Consider the following 17,969-nt stretch of genomic DNA (forward strand, 5'->3'; position numbering starts at 1 on the left):
ACGATGCCGCATTTCACGATGGATTATTCGGCCAATATCGATCGAACCGTGGACTTCGACGCGCTTTGTCGCGTGGTCCATATGGAAATCCTGAAAACGGGCCTGTTCGAGGTCGGGGCGGTGCGGGTGCGCGCTATTCGGTGCGAAGCCTATGCGATTGCGGATCTTCTTGCCGATAATGCCTTCATCGACATGTCTTTCCGTATCGGCGAGGGACGCAGCGAAGATGACAAGCGCCGGACCGGAGAAGCTATCTTCCAGGCGGTGACGCAGCACCTGGAATCCCTTTTCCAGGCGCCGCATTTTGCACTGACGCTTGAAATCCGTGAGATCGATCCGGCGCTCAGCTGGAAGAAAAACGCCATTCATCCGCGTCTTCGCAAAACGAACAGCTAAGCAGCTCGCCTGAATCCAGACGCAGCAAACGGAAAAGCGCGGCAACTGCCTCGCAGTCCGGCGCGGCAAGACCAGCAATATTGGAGAAAAAATGTCGACATTTGAAAACAACATTGCAAAAGCGGAGGCCTATCTGGCCCGCTTCCGCGCGCGGGGCGTGCTGAACCATATCGATGGCGAAGCGGTGCCGGCCGCCGACGGCACGACCTTCGATATCATCTCTCCTGTCGATCTGAAGGTGCTGGCAAAGGTGGCGCATGGCAAGGCGGCCGATGTGGACCGGGCAGCGAAGGCAGCGAAGGCGGCCTCTCCCGCCTGGGCGGCAATCCCCGGCGATGCGCGCAAGGCGCTGCTGCACAAAATAGCCGATGCCATCGTCGCGCGCGCCGAAGAGATCGCGTTCGTCGAATGCATGGATACCGGCCAATCGCTGAAATTCATGGCGAAGGCAGCCCTTCGCGGAGCCGAGAACTTCCGTTTCTTCGCCGATCGCGCCGTGGAAGCCCGTGATGGCAAAACGCTGCGTGCGGATGGTCAAGTCAATATCACCACCCGCGCACCCATCGGCCCGGTCGGCGTCATTACGCCATGGAATACGCCCTTTATGCTGTCGACATGGAAGATTGCGCCGGCGCTCGCCAGCGGCTGCACGATCGTCCACAAGCCGGCGGAATTCTCGCCGCTGACGGCGCGGCTGCTGGTCGAAATCGCCGAAGAGGCTGGTCTGCCGAAGGGTGTCTGGAACCTTGTCAACGGGCTCGGCGAGGACGCCGGCAAGGCGCTGACCGAGCATCCTGATATCAAGGCGATCGGCTTTGTCGGTGAGAGCCGGACCGGCTCGATGATCATGAAACAGGGTGCCGATACGCTGAAACGGGTACACTTCGAACTTGGCGGCAAGAACCCCGTCATCGTCTTTGCCGATGCCGATCTGGAGCGCGCCGCCGATGCTGCCGTCTTCATGATCTATTCGCTGAACGGCGAGCGCTGCACCTCCTCCTCCCGCTTGCTGGTGGAGGAAGGCATCTACGACCGCTTCACGGCGATGGTCGCCGAGAAGGCCAGGCGCATCAAGGTCGGCCACCCCCTCGATCCAGAAACTGTGGTCGGCCCGCTGATCCACCCCGTGCACGAAAAGAAGGTGCTGGAATATATCGAGATCGGCAAAGCCGGCGGCGCGACGGTTGCCGCCGGCGGCACGAAATTCGAAGGGCCGGGTGGCGGATGCTACGTATCCCCCACCCTCTTCACCGGCGCCAACAACCAAATGCGCATTGCGCAGGAAGAAATCTTCGGGCCCGTTCTGACCGCGATCCCCTTCAAGGACGAGGCCGATGCGCTGGCCCTTGCCAACGACGTGCAATACGGCCTGACGGGCTATCTCTGGACCTCGGACGTCACCCGTGCGTTCCGCTTCACCGATGCTCTGGAGGCGGGGATGATCTGGGTGAATTCGGAAAACGTCCGCCATCTGCCGACACCTTTCGGCGGCGTCAAGAACTCCGGGATCGGCCGTGACGGCGGCGATTGGTCCTTCGATTTCTATATGGAGACCAAAAACGTTGCTTTCGCCACCAAGGCGCATGCGATCCAGAAACTCGGCGGCTGAGTGCACCGGACACCCTATTGAATTTGGAGGAGAACCCTATGCCCCTGCCCACACCCAATCTTTATCCGCCTTTCAACATCGTGCGCCTCAGCCATGTCGAGCTTGCCGTGACCGACCTTACGAAATCGCGCGCCTTCTACGTCGATACGCTCGGCTTGCAGGTGACCGACGAGACGCCAGACACGATCTATCTGCGTGCGCTCGAAGAACGAGGGCATCACTGCATCGTCCTGAAGAAAGACGTCGTCGCCGAAGCACGCGATCTCGGCTTCAAGGTGTTTTCCGACGAGGACCTCGACAAGGCTGAGCATTTCTTCAAGGGCAAGGGTCTGCCGGTCGAATGGGTCGAGCGGCCCTACCAGTCGCGTACCTTCCGCACCCGCGATCCGCACGGCATTCCGCTGGAATTCTATTCAAAGATGGACCGCCTGCCGCCGATCCACCAGAAATATGCCCTCTACAGAGGCGTGAAGCCGCTCCGTATCGATCACTTCAACTGCTTCTCACCGAATGTCGACGAAAGTGTCGCCTTCTACAATGAGATCGGCTTCCGGGTGACGGAGTACACCGCCGACGAGGAAACCGGGAAGCTCTGGGCGGCATGGACGCACCGCAAGGGTGGCGTCCACGACATCGCGTTTACCAACGGTCGCGGTCCGCGTTTGCATCACACCGCGTTCTGGGTTCCGACGCCGCTCAATATCATCGATCTGCTCGATCTGATGGCGACCACCGGTTGGCTGCCCAATATCGAGCGCGGACCGGGCCGGCACGGTATTTCGAATGCCTTCTTCCTCTATATCCGCGATCCGGATGGCCATCGTATCGAGATCTATTGCTCGGATTATCAGACGGTCGATCCGGATCTCGAGCCGATCAAATGGGATCTCAAGGATCCGCAGCGCCAGACGCTCTGGGGGGCTCCGGCGCCGAAATCCTGGTTCGAGGAGGGCAGCACCTTTGCCGGCACCGAGGTGCGCGATTCCGCGCTGAAGGCCCAGCCGATCGTCGCGCCCTGAATTTCCCCAGCTGGGCGGGCGCGAAAGCGTCCGCTGTTTTCTCAATGCTTGGTGAGGAGCCAGCCATGAAATTGCAAGATCCTTCCTTGTTCCGCCAAGCCGCTCTTGTCGGCGACAATTGGATCGAGGCCGATCCGAACAACGCGATCGAGGTGAACAATCCGGCGACCGGTGAGATCATCGGTCGGGTGCCGAAGCTGGGCGCCGCCGAGACCAGGACGGCCATTGAGGCAGCCCGTGTGGCCCAGAAGGGCTGGGCTGCGCGCACTGCCAAGGACCGTTGCGCGGTCCTGCGCAAATGGTACGAGCTGATGATCGAAAACAAGGACGATCTTGGCCGTATTCTGACCCTGGAACAGGGCAAGCCGCTGGCCGAGGCGACCGGTGAAATCGTCTATGGTGCGAGCTTCATCGAATGGTTTGCCGAGGAGGGCCGCCGCATCTATGGCGACCTGATCCCCGGCCACCAGCCGGACAAGCGCATCATGGTGATGAAGCAGCCGATCGGCGTCGTCGCGGCAATCACGCCGTGGAACTTCCCCAATGCGATGATCACCCGCAAGGCAGGTCCCGCCTTTGCCGCCGGCTGCGCCATGGTGCTGAAACCCGCCTCGCAGACGCCGTTCTCGGCGATCGCGATTGCGATCCTGGCAGAACGCGCCGGCCTGCCGAAGGGTCTCTTCAGCGTCGTCACCGGCTCGGCCGCGGCCATCGGCGCCGAGATGACCTCGAACCCGGTGGTGCGCAAGCTGACCTTTACCGGTTCGACCGAAATCGGCACCGAACTCTACAAGCAGAGCGCCCCGACCATCAAAAAACTCGGCCTCGAGCTTGGCGGCAATGCGCCGTTCATCGTTTTCGACGATGCCGATCTCGACGCGGCGATCGAAGGGGCGCTGATTGCCAAATATCGCAACAATGGCCAGACCTGTGTTTGCGCCAACCGCATCTACGTGCAGGACGGCGTCTATGACGCCTTTGCAGAAAAGCTGGCAGTTGCGGTCGCCAGGCTGAAGATCGGCAACGGCTTTGACGAGGGCGTCATCCTTGGGCCACTGATCGACAAGGCCGCCCTCGCCAAGGTCGAGGAGCATATTGCCGATGCCTTGGGCAAGGGCGCGCGCATCCTGCAGGGCGGCAAACGGCATGCGCTGGGCGGCACCTTCTTCGAGGCGACCATCTTGGGCGACGTCACCAGGGACATGGCGGTGGCGCGCGAGGAAACTTTCGGGCCGCTGGCGCCGCTGTTCCGTTTCAAGAACGAAGCCGACGTCATCGAGCAGGCTAATGACACCGAATTCGGCCTCGCCTCCTACTTCTACGCCAAGGATCTCGCCCGGGTATTTCGTGTGGCCGAGGCGCTGGAATACGGCATGGTCGGCGTCAATACCGGCCTGATCTCGACAGCCGAAGCGCCGTTTGGCGGCGTCAAACTGTCGGGTCTCGGCCGTGAGGGCTCGAAATACGGCATCGAGGAATTCACCGAGATCAAATATGTCTGCCTCGGCGGCATCGGCTGAACTGAATAGGAGGAAAAACGATGTCCCACCCGAAGTTTGTCAGCTTTACCCGCAACGACCACAGTGGATACGGCGTTCTTGCCGGAGATGGAATCATTGACCTTTCCGCCCGCCATGGCACGAAGTGGCCAACGCTGCGCGAGGTTATAACCGACGGCGTGCTGCTGAAGCTCGCTGAGGAAGCGGCGAGCTTGGAGCCCGATTTTCCGGTGTCGGACATCCGTTACGAAGTCCCTGTTCCCGCCCCGGAGAAGATCATCTGCGTCGGCGTGAACTTCCCCGACCGCAACGAGGAATACAAGGATGGGCAGGCAGCGCCATCCAATCCCTCCCTGTTCATCCGCTTTCCGCGCTCCTTCACCGGCCACGATCAGCCGCTGATCCGACCACCGGAAAGCCCGCAGCTCGACTACGAAGGCGAAATCGTCATCATCATCGGCAAGGGCGGCCGCCGGATTCCCGAGGCCGAGGCATTATCCCATATCGCAGCCCTGTCGCTCTGCAATGAAGGCACGATCCGCGACTGGGTCCGCCATGCCAAATTCAACGTCACCCAGGGCAAGAACTTCGACAGCACTGGCTCGATCGGCCCGTGGCTCGTGCCTTACCGCAATGAGAGCCAGCTTGCCGACATCAAGCTCCAGACGCGGGTCAATGGCGAAGTGCGCCAGAGCGACCGCACCAGCCGGATGATCTTCTCCTTCCGCAGGATCATCAACTACATCTCGACCTTCACCACACTCGTTCCCGGCGATGTGATCGTCACCGGTACGCCGACCGGCGCCGGTGCCCGCTTCGACCCGCCGATCTGGCTGCAGCCAGGGGACGTTGTCGAGGTCGAGGCGGATGGCATCGGCATCTTGCGCAACACGATCGCTGACGAGGTGTGAAATGTTGACTTCAGACGATATCAGGCAGGCGGCAGAGCGACTCGACATCGCCGAGCGGATGCGCGAACAGACGCAGCTTCTGTCGCTCAAATATCCGCACATGACGATGGATGATGCCTATGCCGTGCAGTCGGCCTGGGTCTCGAAGAAGATCGCCGCCGGGCGCAAGGTGATCGGCTGGAAGATTGGGCTGACCTCGAAGGCGATGCAATATGCGCTGAACATCGACACGCCCGATTCCGGCGTGCTGTTCGACGACATGCTATTCGAGGACGGCGCAACGGTCCCTGCCGATCGCTTCATCCAGCCGCGGATCGAGGCGGAGATCGCCTTCATCATGAAGGCTCCCCTGAAAGGCCCAGGCATCACCGTGTTCGACGTGCTGAATGCCACGGAGTATATCACCCCGGCCCTGGAAATTCTTGATACGCGCATCCTCAGGGTCGACCCCGAAACAAAGAAGGCCCGCACCATCGTCGACACGATTTCCGACAACGCGGCCAATGCCGGCATCGTGCATGGCGGGCGCATGGCGCGGCCCGACAACGTCGATATGCGCTGGATGGGGGCTATCGTCAGCCGCAATGCCGAGGTGGAGGAAACCGGCCTGGGTGCCGGTGTCTTGAATCAGCCGGCGCGAGGCATTGCCTGGCTTGCCAACCGGCTGGCCCGATATGGCGACGGCATCGAGGCGGGCCAGATCGTCCTTGCCGGCTCCTTCATCAGACCGATCGAGGCGCGCCACGGCGACACCATCGTCGCCGACTTCGGACCTTATGGGACGGTCAGTATCTATTTCGCATAGGAGAGCGCTCATGCCCGCGCCCAAGAACACATTCAAGTCGGCCTTGGCCGAGAGGCGTCCGCAGATCGGACTCTGGCTGGCGCTCGCCAATCCCTACACGGCCGAAATTCTGGCTGGTGCCGGCTATGACTGGCTGTTGATTGACGGTGAGCATGCGCCGAACGACATCCCTCTGATGACGGCGCAATTGCAGGCGCTCAAGGGTTCGCCGAGCCACCCGGTCATCCGGGCACCGATCGGCGAGGTCTGGATATTGAAGCAGATTCTCGATATCGGCGCCCAGACGGTGCTGGTGCCGATGATCGAGAGCGGCGACCAGGCAAGAGCCATGGTGCGTGCGGTACGATATCCGCCGCACGGCGTGCGAGGCGTCGGGGCAGCGCTTGCCCGCGCTTCGGCATTCAATCGTATTCCCGACTACCTGCAGACCGCCAATGATGAGGTCTGCCTGCTGCTGCAGATCGAAAGCCGCGCCGGGCTGGCCGCACTCGATGACATCGCCACTACCGATGGCGTCGATGGCGTTTTTATCGGACCCGCCGATCTCGCCGCCGACATGGGCCATCTCGGCAGGCCTGGCGACGCCGAGGTACAACAGGCGGTGGAAGCGGCGCTGATCCGTATCCAGTCGTACGGCAAGGCAGCCGGTATCCTGACCGCCGATCAGTCGCTTGCCAAACGCTATCTGGAACTCGGCGCCACCTTCGTCGCCATTGGAAACGATGTCGGCCTGTTGGCGAACGGCGCATCGCGCCTGCTGTCCGACTTTCAGAAGGCGAGTGCAGCCGGCCATGGAAGTTCAGTAGCCACGACGAAGGTTTACTAAGATCTCCTCCAAGCGGGCCTCAATCGTCTTGCGGACGTAGATCAGCGGCTCTCGCTTGCATGGGCGGAGTCGTTGAGTCTCACTATCCGATGCATCTTGTGTCGCTGCCACCAAGCGACCAACCCATCGAACACTGGTACGAGCTTATAGGCTGCCGGGGTTAGCGCATATTCCACACGCGGAGGGACCTCGGCGAAGATTCGTCGTGTTGTTGGTTTACGCGGAGATCCGCGTGTGGCTGCTGCTGGTGTTGCACCGATGTCGCCACGCCGCCAATATTGAACCAAGCAAGTGAAGTACATAGTGTTTTCTATATTTTATTTTCCAGGTCATTGCTTAAGACATCTTTAGAAGCCGTCGACTACCGTCTCCGTGCCGAACGAAGCAAGAGCTTGTTCGCGCCAACCCAGGAGATGGTCTTGAAGAATTCGTGTCGTGCCTTCCGAGCACTGATCGTCGTCGCACATATTGCTTCTCCGTTTGCCGGGGTTCACTCCGCCTTCGCGGCAAACCCGCCGGCGGCCCATGCGAAATCCGGGCCGATGATATCCAAGGCGCTCGATGCGCTGCTGCTGCCGATCAACAAGGGCGTGATCAAGAAGTTCAAGCTCGACAAAGGCGCGCACGGTGTTCTGGTGCTTTCCGTCAAGCCCGGCGGCGTTGCCGACAAGCAGGGGATCAAGCCGGGCGACGTTTTGGCTGAAGTACAGGGCCATAAGGTTCATAAGCCGATCGACGTCGATGTTGCCGTGCGCCGCCAGTTGAAGGCCGGCCATTCCGATATGTCCTTCAGCGTCGCGCGTGGTGGGGCAGTGATCGCGGTTGCCGCAATTATCACACTCGAATCCTACAACGAGACGACCGCGGTCAGCGAAATCTCCAGTTGGGAGACTGACACGACGGTAAGCTCGTCCTCCTACGAGGAATATGTTTCCACGGAATCGACGGAAATTGAGACTTCCGAGGAGAGCGAGGAGGCGACGGTCGAAGAGGACCTGACCGAGGACGAGTCGGCTGACGCTGATTCCAGCGACGATGCGGACGACAGCAGCGACGACAGCTCGGACGATTCAGGCGATGACGGCTCGGACGATGCGGGTGACGACGGCTCGGATGATTCAGGTGACGACGGCTGAATCCAGCCGACGTGCCGGCGAGAAGCGCTCGCCCGAATTTCGACGAACGAACTGCGCCAGTCTTGCAACTGGAGCAGTTGGTTTTCTGCCATGTTGCTCAGGAGATACGTGCCAAAATCAAAGTCGTCACCGGCAAATGAATTCGTTCGCCGACGCTCATTTGTAGCCCCCGCCCAACGCCATTCCGGCGGCACGAATGGCGGGCTGAAGGTTCTCCGGTCGATGTGGCGACGCATCTACCTATGTCAGCAGCGATATCGAGGTCGATCTGACTGTCGCGGCGACTTACATCGTGATCGGCCATTTCTACCGCTCCGCTGCCAGGATCCTCATGCTTGGCGCAAGATCGAGGCGCAAAACACAGCCGAGCCAGAGTGCGTACTGCAACACGGTCAACTCGTTCCAGGCATCGAGGACAAAATCGCCTGCAGTACCGGGTGGTGAGCGGTCGCCGTCCTGATCAGCACGAACGAGCATCTTACGCCGGTCATTCGTAACGCGTCTCCAAACCCGACATTCGCACTATGGCTGCCGCCGCCCGATTCAGACATTGCCGTCAGCGGTCCAAACGACGGAACCGGAATCTGAAACCTCCGTTTCGTCCTCTGCCAGTCATTCTTCAAGAATGCCGCCCCTCCGCGATCTCGACCGGCAATCCCGGCGCCGTTCACCGGCTGCGTCCTCGTCCCGCCCCTCCGTGAACGTACGAACATAATTTAATCCTTGCCTTGTGACCACTCAATCGCTATTGTCGTATGATCGTAATTCCAATTTCAGGAGCTCATGATGACAGCAACTCCGCGGGTTGCGCTCGTAACAGGCGCCACCTCAGGCATCGGCAAGGCCACAGCGATCGCTTTGGCCGCCGCAGGTTTCCAGGTAATCGGAACCGGCCGCAACACCGCGCAACTCGCCGCGCCCGCCGGGGTGACGTACCTCGACCTCGACGTGACCAGCGACGAATCGGTCGCCTCATCGGTCAGGCAGGTGATCGAACGGTTCGGGCACATCGACGTCCTGGTCAACAACGCCGGCGTTGGCACAACCGGCGCGGTCGAGGAGTTCTCGATCACCCAGACGCAGGACATCTTCGACATCAACGTCTACGGCGTCATGCGGACGACCAAGGCGGTCCTGCCGCATATGCGCGCCCAGGGCCGCGGACGCATCATCAATGTCTCCTCCCTCAGCGGGTTCGTCCCCAGCCCGTTCATGGCCCTCTATGTTTCGACCAAGCACGCGGTCGAGGGCTACTCCCAGTCGCTGGACCACGAGGTTCGCGATTGCGGCGTCCGGGTCCTGCTCGTCGAGCCCGGCCCGATCAACACGCCGTTCGCAGGTCACAGCGTGGTGGCCGACACCCCCATGCCGCTCTACGCGGCGGGACGGCGCAACTACGACGATCTGCTGGAGAAGAACCTCAGCAGCGGCGACGACCCCGCCGTCGTCGCCAAGGTGATCGTCGCGGCGGCCACCGACCGGAACCCGAAACTACGGCGCACCGCCGGTACGACCGCCCGGATCATCAAGGCGGTATACAACGTCGCCCCGGCCCGGATCTTCGACCGCGTCATCCGCAGATTCAACCGGATGCCGAACTGACCTGGCCACAGCGGTATCCGGAGCGCAAACCCGGCTTAAAAGGAGGAAGGCATGGTGCGTTACACGAAAGAACACAAGCAGGAGACGCGGCAGAGGATCATTGCGACGGCCGGTCGCCGGCTCAAGCGGGACGGTATCGACGGCTCCGGAGTCGCGACGCTCATGAAGGACGCGGACCTCACCAACGGCGCCTTCTACGCCCATTTCGAATCCAAGGACAGCCTCGTCGCGGAGGCGGTCACTGACCAACTGCACACATTGCACGCGAACATCGTCGAGCTGGCGGAGCCCGGCCCGGCCGGCCTCGAACAGCTCATGCGCTGGTACCTGTCGGCCCACCACCGGGACAACCCCGGCGACGGCTGCCCCAACGCCGCCCTGCTCGACGAGATCGGGCGCAGCGCGGACGCAATCAGGCAGGCATACACCGACGGCGTGCTGGTCGTCATCGACGGCCTCGCCGCCCGATTGGCACCCGAAGATCCGCTCTCGGCCCGCGTGAAGGCGCTCAGTCTCCTCGGCCTGATGGCCGGGACGCTACAACTCTGCCGCGCCCTGACCGACCGCCAGCTCTCCGACGACCTCCTCGCGCAGGGGCTCCGCAACGCCCTGGCGCTGGTGGACGCCGAGCTCCGACCATGACCCTCGTTTCTGCGACAAGCCCGGCACACCCGGCGCGTCGTCCTCCATCAGACAGGAAAAGACGATGACCGAGCAGACCTTCAACCCACAGCCGAAGGCATTTTCCTTCCTCAATGCCTGGGACCACCCGCAAAATTTAACATTGGAGAAAACGCCGTGAAGGCATTCGTCGTCGATAAGTACAAAAAGAAAGGCGCTCTGCGCCTGGTCGCCATGCCGGAGCCGGCGTTGCAGGCCAATGACGTCCTCGTCCGGATTCAAGCTACCGCAGTGAACCCGCTTGATTCCAAACTCCGCGATGGAGAGTTCAAACTTATCCTTCCCTATCGGCCGCCCTTCGTGCTCGGACACGACGTCGCCGGGACGGTTGTCAGGGTGGGAGCCGCCGTCAGGCGTCTAAAGGTGGGTGACGAGATCTATGCCCGTCCGCGGGATCATCGGATCGGAACATTCGCCGAATTCATCGCCATCGATGAAGCGGACGTTGCGTTGAAGCCCAAGAACCTCAGCATGGCCGAAGCGGCGTCCATCCCACTGGTCGGGCTGACCGCGTGGCAGGCGCTGGTCGAGCTAGCCAAGGTGAAGCCCGGCCAGAAGGTCTTCATCCAGGCCGGCTCCAGCGGTGTCGGGACTTTTGCCATCCAGCTCGCCAAGCACCTCGGGGCAATGGTTGCGACGACGACGAGCACGAAGAATGTCGATCTGGTCAAAAGTCTCGGGGCGGATGTGGTGATCGACTACAAGACGGAGGATTTCGAGAAGGTCCTGTCGGGCTACGACCTCGTGTTGAACAGCCAGGATGCGAAGACCCTCGACAAATCGTTCGGCGTGCTCAAGCCGGGCGGCCAGCTGATTTCCATCTCCGGTCCGCCCGATCCGGCTTTTGCCAAGGAACGCGGTCTGAACCTTTTCCTGAAACTGGTCTTGCACTTGTTGAGCCGAGGGGTCCGGAAAAAAGCCAAGCGCCTTGGCATGCGCTACTCGTTCCTGTTCATGCGAGCGCAAGGTCAACAGTTAGGCGAGATCGCCTCCCTGATCGAATCGGGCGTGATCCGCCCGGTGGTCGACAAGGTTTTCCCGTTCGAGAAGACCGGCGATGCCTTAGCTTACGTCGAGACAGGGCGCGCGAAGGGCAAAGTCGTCATAGCGGTCGCAGGCTAGAATCCGTCCGGCCTCACCGGATTGGCGACCGGTGAAACTGACGCGGTTTGCAGATACCTATCAGGCGGCTCGCCTGGCCATCCTTCCGAACACCAGGCAGGAGCATCCCGCCGAGCGCTATCGGACGGCGGGCCGATACCCCTGGGAGCCACCGAAAACAACAATCAGAGGATAGATCAATGACATTCAAAGGACTTATGGCCAGCAAAAGCGGCGATACGATATCGACGGATTTGGTCGAATTGGAAGAACAAGACCTCATGCCGGGCGATGTCACGATCACCGTCGATTACTCGACTGTGAACTACAAGGACGGCATGGCGCTTGCGGGTCGTGCTCCGATCATCCAGAGATTCCCGCTCATTCCTGGCATTGATCTTGCGGGAACGGTCGAGGGGTCCTCCTATCCAGGCATCGAAGTCGGTGACCGCGTCGTTGCCAATGGCTGGGGACTGAGCCAGACCCATCATGGCGGCTACGCGCAAAAGGCCCGGCTGAGCGGCGACTGGCTCGTCAAGATTCCGGCCCCCCTGTCTACCTTGGATGCCATGGCCGTCGGAACAGCGGGCTACACGGCAATGCTGTCGGTGCTGGCGCTCGAACATGGCGGCATTACGCCCGACCGGGGCGACATCCTTGTCACGGGTGCCAACGGCGGCGTCGGATCGATCGCGATCGCCCTTCTCGCCGACCTCGGCTATCGTGTGGTCGCATCAACCGGGCGTCTCGAAGAGGCCAACTATCTGCGCGAGCTTGGCGCAGCCGATGTCATCGATCGCCGAACCCTTTCCGAACCGGGCACGCCTGTTACCAGCGAACGATGGGCCGGTGCGATAGACTCCGTTGGTAGCCATACGCTGGCGAACGTGCTGGCCCAGACCCAGTATCGCGGTGTGGTGACCGCTTGCGGCCTCGCCCAGGGCCTCGATCTTCCCGCGACCGTCCTGCCCTTCATCCTGCGCAACGTCACGCTCGCCGGCATTGATTCCGTCAACGCGCCGCAATCGGTTCGCCTCAAAGCCTGGTCGCGTCTGGCCCGCGATCTCGATCTCAACAAGCTCGCTCGCACGACGAAAGTTATCGGGCTGGCCGACGTGACCGACGTTGCGCGACGGCTCCTTGCAGGACAGGTTCAGGGTCGCACGGTCGTCGACGTCAATGCCTAACCCTCGTGTGGTCGGATGGTCAGCTGGCACTGGGCGGCTTGACGGGAGCGGCTTGCGGGCTTTGCCGTGATGGTTTCCTTCTCGGTTTTCCGAAGCGGTTCCGGCCCCTTGGCCGGTCTGCCCTCCGGTGCGGTCGAAAGGAACCGGCGCAAGCCGCGCGTTTCAGGGTCCGGGTTGGCCAGGTCGAGCGGAGCCGGTGAGCGGGCAAGCGGGTCCCCGGACCTGCGAAGCCCGCGTGCCTGCTGCCACAAACGGCTTGACCGGCCGCCACGCGGCGCGCAAGCGGCCCCGCGCCAGATCTGAATTAATCCGCCAGCAGCCTTCTGCGCCAGCGCGGCCGGATGCTCCGACATTCCGCGAGGCTCGCTGATCCGCTCAGTGCAACCGACGTAAAACGCCCGCCGTTTGATCTCGACGCCGTTCCACGATAGACGCGCATGACATGAGGGACGGTCAAAAAGGACTCTCCCGAGAAAGGGCAATGCAATGAGCGACCAGAATGACGACGATTACATCTATGACGAAGCAACCGGCGAGTGGAGGCCCGCTTCCGAAATTGCTGCGGACAAGGCCAAAGCCGCGCAAGTCCACGACGCATCCGGCAATCTTCTTGCCGACGGCGATTCCGTCGTGCTGATCAAGGACCTGAAGGTCAAGGGCGCGGGCCAGACCCTGAAGCAGGGCACCGTCATCCGGTCGATCCGGCTCACCGACAACCCGGAAGAGATCGACTGCCGCCACGATGCGATCAAGGGGCTGGTCCTGCGCACGGAGTTTGTGCGCAAGCGCTGATCGGCGATCTGCCTGGCGTTTCGGCAGGCGATAGCGATCGAGGCAGGTCGGACCGTGGGTGTTGCGCAGCCGGCGCAGGGTGCCACCGTCGTCATAGGGCGCTTCGCCCATTCACACCCGACTCAGGATGCTTTTCCAGCGCCGCCGTGTTTGGCTGCATAGTCCTGGAGGGCATTCACCTCTTCCCGGTCAGGGACGCAAGCGGCTCATGGCTTGTCGGATTCGCAGCCCGTAGAATTTTGGGCAGCTCGACGGACGCATGACCGTCGAGCGCGTCGGCCTTGACCAGCGCCACGCCGGCTAAGACCCATCGGTCGCGTCGGCTCGCGGATCAACACGACCAGCGCCTCGAACAGATCGGCGCGCAGCATCGGATGGACCGAAGTTCGTGCCGGCGATGTAGGTTTGCCTATGGCCGTTCAATTCGACCGCTGCCGCATGTCGGATTCAAATTTGTATCTCTTGCAGTCACCGGCTTCGCTTTCGGGCGAGCGCCCGTGCGAGGGCATCTTTGAGAATTGCACGGATTTCGTCGTTCGCCAGGCCCTGAATGGCGAAAGCCCTGCTCGGTTCGGCACCGGGATCTTCTTCCTGATCGCCGACGGTTTCATTTTCGTGCGCCAGCGATTCCAACGCCTGATGAAACTTTGGATCGCCGGCGATGATTGTGAGCAGTGACACAAAGAGCCGGCGGTGGGCGTTCAACCGCGCTTCCGTTTCGTCTGCCATGTCGTTCATTGAGGTAATCCTTCACTGATCGGCGAACGACAACCTGAAAGATTTGTTCCAGTGAAGCACTTCGCCTTACCCGCCCCTGTCTCGGTTGTCAGCGTTCAGAAAGAGGCCGGGAAGATGCGAGGCGCAGGCCATGACATGGGTGATCGCTTCCCTGTCATATTCGTCATTTGAGCGGTAGACATCGAAATAGGTGTTCAGCCGGTCGACCCGCTCCGGCCATCGATCGATTGCCTGCAATCCCAGCGATACGCCATAATTGGCGAAGGCAATACGGACATGCGGTGCGTAGCTGGCACGCCCGTAATAACCCGGCGGGTCAATCCACAATCGATCGAGCGCCGCCAGGCTCCGTTCCGTCTGGACGCGTGCCCAATCCTCTGTCGGGAAGAAATGGCAGAGCCACAGCATCATGCCAAGACCGAGATCCTGGTCGATGTCCAGCGTGCGGTACTGCCGCTCGATCAGCGTTCGCATTTCGGCGATTTCGGCGGCTAGCGCGTTCCGATCGAGAAGAGAGTAGGAAACATACCCATCGAACGCGTCCATCGCCCCCAGGCCATAGCCGGGATACGGCGCACTCAGATCCTCCTGCATCTTCCAGATCACGCCGCGCCCGGGCAGGACGAAAGCCGGGTGGATCGCCTTGGCGACTGCGATGCCCTTCGCGCGGTACTCCGGCTTCACATCGCCCAGTCTGGCCAGCGCAAACAGCCACATGGCAAGATAATGGAAGTACTGGCCATCTCGGTCTGACGCCTCGCCGATGCGATAGCCACGTGGCCGCCCCAGGACGCGCCCGACCTCGCCGACCAGTTCCTCCGCCGCATCCAGCCAGCGCTCTTCACCAGTCTGTCGGTAAAGCGACAGATAGAGCACGACACCGAACGCGTCGGTCCAGAGATAGCGCAACCCATTGGGCCAGATGCGTTCGCTGCGCATCCAGTCGAGCTTGGCCAGGACATAATCCATGTCGCGAAGCATCGTCTATTCACCGAAGGGATAGGTTTCTGGCATGCCGCGATGGTGCTCCGGCCCGAGCGGCGTCACTGCCTGGGTCTCATCGAACCAGACGTAGGCATCGAATTGCTCGGGAAGGATCGCTTGGCTGTAGTGGCTCCACAGCTCTGTGTCTGGCCGGTAGACAACGCCGATGAAACGCTCGAGCCGCGGCTCCGAGAGGCGGCGCCTGAGCGGCTCGTGCCTGCCAGGCAACAAGTCGAGGAGGAAGCGGCGCTTGCCCGCATCATGGCACATCCTTTCATAGCTGTCGGCTCGGGAGGGGTTTACGCGCATGACCTCCATATCTCCATCCCAGTCATTGGCGGCCGCCACCGTACCGCTATGGGTGCCAAAACCGATGAGAGCCGCGTCGTCTCCGAAAGCCTCTCGGCAAAGCTGGCCGATGTTGAACTCATCACGCGTTGCGCCCATATCGGTAAAGCGCGCGTCACCGATATGACTGTTGTGGGCCCAGACGATCGCCTTGGCATCCGGTCCCTTCGCGTCAAGCAGATGCTGCAGCGTTTCGAACATATGCTTGTCACGCAGGTTCCAGCTTTCCGCTCCGCCATAGTACATGATGCGATAGTAGCGTTCCGCAGATGCAATCAGCCGGGCATTCTGGGTGGCATCGAGGAAGGCATCGCCGTCGTTGTCGGCATAGTCCAACCGCCGGCGGAAGAGCTCCTGGCATTGGTCGATCACCGCCTGCTCGCATTCTGCATAACCGCGGCTGAGTGTCGCCCGGCCATAAGTCGCGGGATTCTTCTGCCAGGGCGTCAGGCAGCCGTAGCGCTCGCGCGCGACCGCTGCCGCCTGCGGGTCGACCCGATCCAGATAGTCAAGCACGGCGCCGATCGAATCGGACATGTTGTAGATGTCGAGCCCGTAGAAGCCAGCCCGATCCTCCATGGCGTCGAGACCCGCATTGTGCTCCCGCATCCACTCCGTCAGTGCCCGAACTTCCGTGTTGCGCCACATCCAGGTCGGAAATCGTTGAAACGGAGACTCTTTACGGTCGGACGCGGATCGATGTCGGACGTATCGATCAACTTTCGCCGCGTCCGGCCAATCTGCCTCGACAGCAATGATCCTATAGCCGTGATTGGCGATCAAATGACGTGTGATCGCGGCTCGGGCCTGGTAAAATTCGAGCGTCCCATGGCTCGCTTCCCCAAGCAAGACCACGCGCCGATCAACAAAGCGGTTGAACAAGCGGCCGAAGGCGGGGTCGTCGAAACCGGGCAGGTCTTCGGCCGCTTCGGCAATCATCTCCGGCAGGCTCTGCTTTCGTGAGGCGCCGGGCTTGTGATTGCTCGCGGTGCGGCGGCCATCCTCGGACCATCCCTGCTCCCCGATCAGCGGCACGAACATCACAGCCCCAAGATTCGTTTCCTCGTAGCTGGTCTCGGTGCGCCGGATGACCTTGCAGAGTGTCTGGCTGAACTCTTCACCGACAGGAATCACGAGCCGCCCGCCGATTGCGAGTTGTTCCTTCAGCGCCTCCGGCACGACAGGACCACCCGCGGCCACCAAAATGGCGTCGAACGGCGCTTGTTCAGGAAGTCCGCGGGTGCCGTCGCCGGCAAGAACCTCCACATTGCCATAGCCGAGATCAGCCATCCGCCGCTTTGCCGACCTAGCCAAGGCCCCGTGGCGCTCGATCGCATAGACATGCGCCGCGATCTGGCCGATCACCGCGGCCGCGTAGCCGGAACCGGCTCCGACCTCGAGAATACGATCGCCCGGGCGCACCTCCGCCGCCTCGATCATCGCGGCGACGATATAGGGCTGCGAAATGGTCTGCCCCTCCTCTATCGGGAGCGGCGCATCCTCATAGGCGAACTCTGCCATGCCTTCGGCAACGAAACGCTCTCTCGGCACGGTGCGCATCGCCTTCAGGACATGCTCATCCCGTATCCCCCGCCGTCTTATGTAGACGTCGACCATGTGATCGCGCATGCGCTGGTAGTCGACCATCCCGGCCTCCTTCCTTTTGCGGCCGTTTCCTTAGTAATTTATGGCTATGCAACAGGCCGACCCCCGATGTCGGGGCACTTGCTTGTTGCGTTTCTCGCCAGCCCGCAACATCAGCGGCTCGATCGCCTCGACAATGGTTTCAACGCCTGAGTCAGGATCAAATTCAGCGCTGGAGGCAAATCCATCTTGCCGTCAATTCCCTCGCATCAAATCAATCTGCCCCAGGTGGGATTCCAGCGTATACCTTCCGCAAGCTCGACGAACATGGGCGTGTCGGGCGCTTCCCGGTGCTTGTTCTCGGCCATCAGAAACGCATCGTCCACCTGCAGTTCCTCGCTCGGGAAAACGGTATCCTTCTCCTGCTTGGGGTCGGTGACCTTCCTGATATATCCTCTGATTTGGTCACCCGAGTGATAGAACTTGATGACAATTGAGCCGACACTCGCCTCGCCTTTCCGATATCGTCGAAACGTACGCATCTTATGCTCCTTTTCTCCTATTGAGCCGGATTGCCTTCGGAATGTTCCGATGACGACACCACTGGATCAACAACAGCACTTCAGGTTTTCCCTGGTATCAGAGCGCTGACGACCTGGTGCACCGTGCCGCGGCTCACGCCGCTTATGCGAATCCTCCTTCATCGGCGGCCAAGGAGATGTTTGCGCATCTGCTCGAAACTAATGTGCGT

18 protein-coding genes are annotated in these 17,969 nt (G+C 61.2%); 13 read left to right on the forward strand and 5 right to left on the reverse strand.

The annotated features are described in order from the left end of the window. The first annotated feature begins 3 nt into the window (after window positions 1-3). The 7 genes from N2600_RS32945 to hpaI all read left to right on the forward strand — a co-directional run bounded on the left by N2600_RS32945 (window position 4) and on the right by hpaI (window position 7,065). Window positions 4-396, forward strand: a complete 393-nt coding sequence (locus N2600_RS32945; protein WP_260299730.1) for a 5-carboxymethyl-2-hydroxymuconate Delta-isomerase — start codon at window positions 4-6, stop codon at window positions 394-396. Between the two features lie 91 nt (window positions 397-487). Beyond that, window positions 488-2,005: a 5-carboxymethyl-2-hydroxymuconate semialdehyde dehydrogenase gene (gene hpaE / locus N2600_RS32950; protein WP_222384909.1), complete on the forward strand. Its 1,518-nt coding sequence runs from the start codon at window positions 488-490 to the stop codon at window positions 2,003-2,005. 38 nt (window positions 2,006-2,043) lie between these two features. Further along, window positions 2,044-3,024, forward strand: a complete 981-nt coding sequence (gene hpaD, locus N2600_RS32955; protein ID WP_222384910.1) for a 3,4-dihydroxyphenylacetate 2,3-dioxygenase — start codon at window positions 2,044-2,046, stop codon at window positions 3,022-3,024. 65 nt (window positions 3,025-3,089) lie between these two features. After that, window positions 3,090-4,544 (forward strand): NADP-dependent succinate-semialdehyde dehydrogenase, encoded by a 1,455-nt coding sequence (gabD, locus tag N2600_RS32960; RefSeq protein ID WP_260299731.1) that lies wholly within the window; start codon window positions 3,090-3,092, stop codon window positions 4,542-4,544. A 20-nt stretch (window positions 4,545-4,564) separates the two neighbouring features. Continuing rightward, on the forward strand, window positions 4,565-5,434 hold the full coding sequence (locus N2600_RS32965; protein WP_222384912.1) for a fumarylacetoacetate hydrolase family protein: 870 nt from the start codon (window positions 4,565-4,567) through the stop codon (window positions 5,432-5,434). Between the two features lies 1 nt (window position 5,435). Further along, on the forward strand, window positions 5,436-6,239 hold the full coding sequence (gene hpaH / locus N2600_RS32970; protein WP_222384913.1) for a 2-oxo-hept-4-ene-1,7-dioate hydratase: 804 nt from the start codon (window positions 5,436-5,438) through the stop codon (window positions 6,237-6,239). 10 nt (window positions 6,240-6,249) lie between these two features. Continuing rightward, window positions 6,250-7,065 carry a 4-hydroxy-2-oxoheptanedioate aldolase gene (hpaI, locus tag N2600_RS32975; RefSeq protein ID WP_222384914.1) on the forward strand — a complete coding sequence of 272 codons (816 nt, stop codon included), beginning with the start codon at window positions 6,250-6,252 and terminating at the stop codon, window positions 7,063-7,065. 41 nt (window positions 7,066-7,106) lie between these two features. On the opposite strand, the gene N2600_RS32980 is transcribed toward hpaI, so the two are convergent. Then, on the reverse strand, window positions 7,107-7,367 hold the full coding sequence (locus tag N2600_RS32980) for a winged helix-turn-helix transcriptional regulator (RefSeq protein ID WP_222384915.1): 261 nt from the start codon (window positions 7,365-7,367) through the stop codon (window positions 7,107-7,109). Between N2600_RS32980 and N2600_RS32985 the strand changes: the two genes are divergently transcribed. The 6 genes from N2600_RS32985 (at window position 7,344) to N2600_RS33010 (ending at window position 13,564) form a co-directional block, all read left to right on the forward strand. Beyond that, window positions 7,344-8,201 carry a PDZ domain-containing protein gene (locus N2600_RS32985; protein WP_260299732.1) on the forward strand — a complete coding sequence of 286 codons (858 nt, stop codon included), beginning with the start codon at window positions 7,344-7,346 and terminating at the stop codon, window positions 8,199-8,201. The two genes, N2600_RS32980 and N2600_RS32985, sit on opposite strands and share 24 nt — an antisense overlap. 783 nt (window positions 8,202-8,984) lie before the next feature. Then, window positions 8,985-9,803: an oxidoreductase gene (locus N2600_RS32990; protein ID WP_260299733.1), complete on the forward strand. Its 819-nt coding sequence runs from the start codon at window positions 8,985-8,987 to the stop codon at window positions 9,801-9,803. A gap of 51 nt (window positions 9,804-9,854) precedes the next feature. Continuing rightward, entirely contained in the window at window positions 9,855-10,445 is a 591-nt protein-coding gene (locus tag N2600_RS32995) for a TetR/AcrR family transcriptional regulator (protein WP_170277484.1), read from the forward strand. Window positions 10,446-10,601: 156 nt separating this feature from the next. Then, a complete protein-coding gene (locus N2600_RS33000) occupies window positions 10,602-11,606 on the forward strand; it encodes an NADP-dependent oxidoreductase (RefSeq protein WP_260299734.1) in 1,005 nt (334 codons plus the stop codon). A gap of 179 nt (window positions 11,607-11,785) precedes the next feature. Further along, window positions 11,786-12,772 carry an acrylyl-CoA reductase (NADPH) gene (acuI, locus tag N2600_RS33005; RefSeq protein ID WP_222384918.1) on the forward strand — a complete coding sequence of 329 codons (987 nt, stop codon included), beginning with the start codon at window positions 11,786-11,788 and terminating at the stop codon, window positions 12,770-12,772. 486 nt (window positions 12,773-13,258) lie between these two features. Beyond that, a complete protein-coding gene (locus N2600_RS33010; RefSeq protein WP_017968764.1) occupies window positions 13,259-13,564 on the forward strand; it encodes an alkylphosphonate utilization protein in 306 nt (101 codons plus the stop codon). Window positions 13,565-14,032: 468 nt separating this feature from the next. Here the strand turns inward: N2600_RS33010 and N2600_RS33015 are convergent, their stop codons facing one another. The 4 genes from N2600_RS33015 to N2600_RS33030 form a co-directional block, all read right to left on the reverse strand. After that, complete coding sequence (locus tag N2600_RS33015; protein WP_017968767.1) at window positions 14,033-14,302, reverse strand: hypothetical protein; 270 nt, start codon at window positions 14,300-14,302, stop codon at window positions 14,033-14,035. Window positions 14,303-14,368: 66 nt separating this feature from the next. Beyond that, a complete protein-coding gene (locus N2600_RS33020) occupies window positions 14,369-15,271 on the reverse strand; it encodes a hypothetical protein (protein WP_246709781.1) in 903 nt (300 codons plus the stop codon). Window positions 15,272-15,286: 15 nt separating this feature from the next. Beyond that, window positions 15,287-17,281: a protein-L-isoaspartate(D-aspartate) O-methyltransferase gene (locus N2600_RS33025; RefSeq protein WP_260112069.1), complete on the reverse strand. Its 1,995-nt coding sequence runs from the start codon at window positions 17,279-17,281 to the stop codon at window positions 15,287-15,289. Window positions 17,282-17,487: 206 nt separating this feature from the next. Next, complete coding sequence (locus N2600_RS33030; protein ID WP_260299735.1) at window positions 17,488-17,760, reverse strand: hypothetical protein; 273 nt, start codon at window positions 17,758-17,760, stop codon at window positions 17,488-17,490. Window positions 17,761-17,969: the final 209 nt, after the last annotated feature.

The sequence above is a fragment of the Rhizobium sp. WSM1274 genome (genome assembly GCF_025200775.1).
Taxonomy (GTDB): Bacteria; Pseudomonadota; Alphaproteobacteria; order Rhizobiales; family Rhizobiaceae; genus Rhizobium; species Rhizobium leguminosarum_I.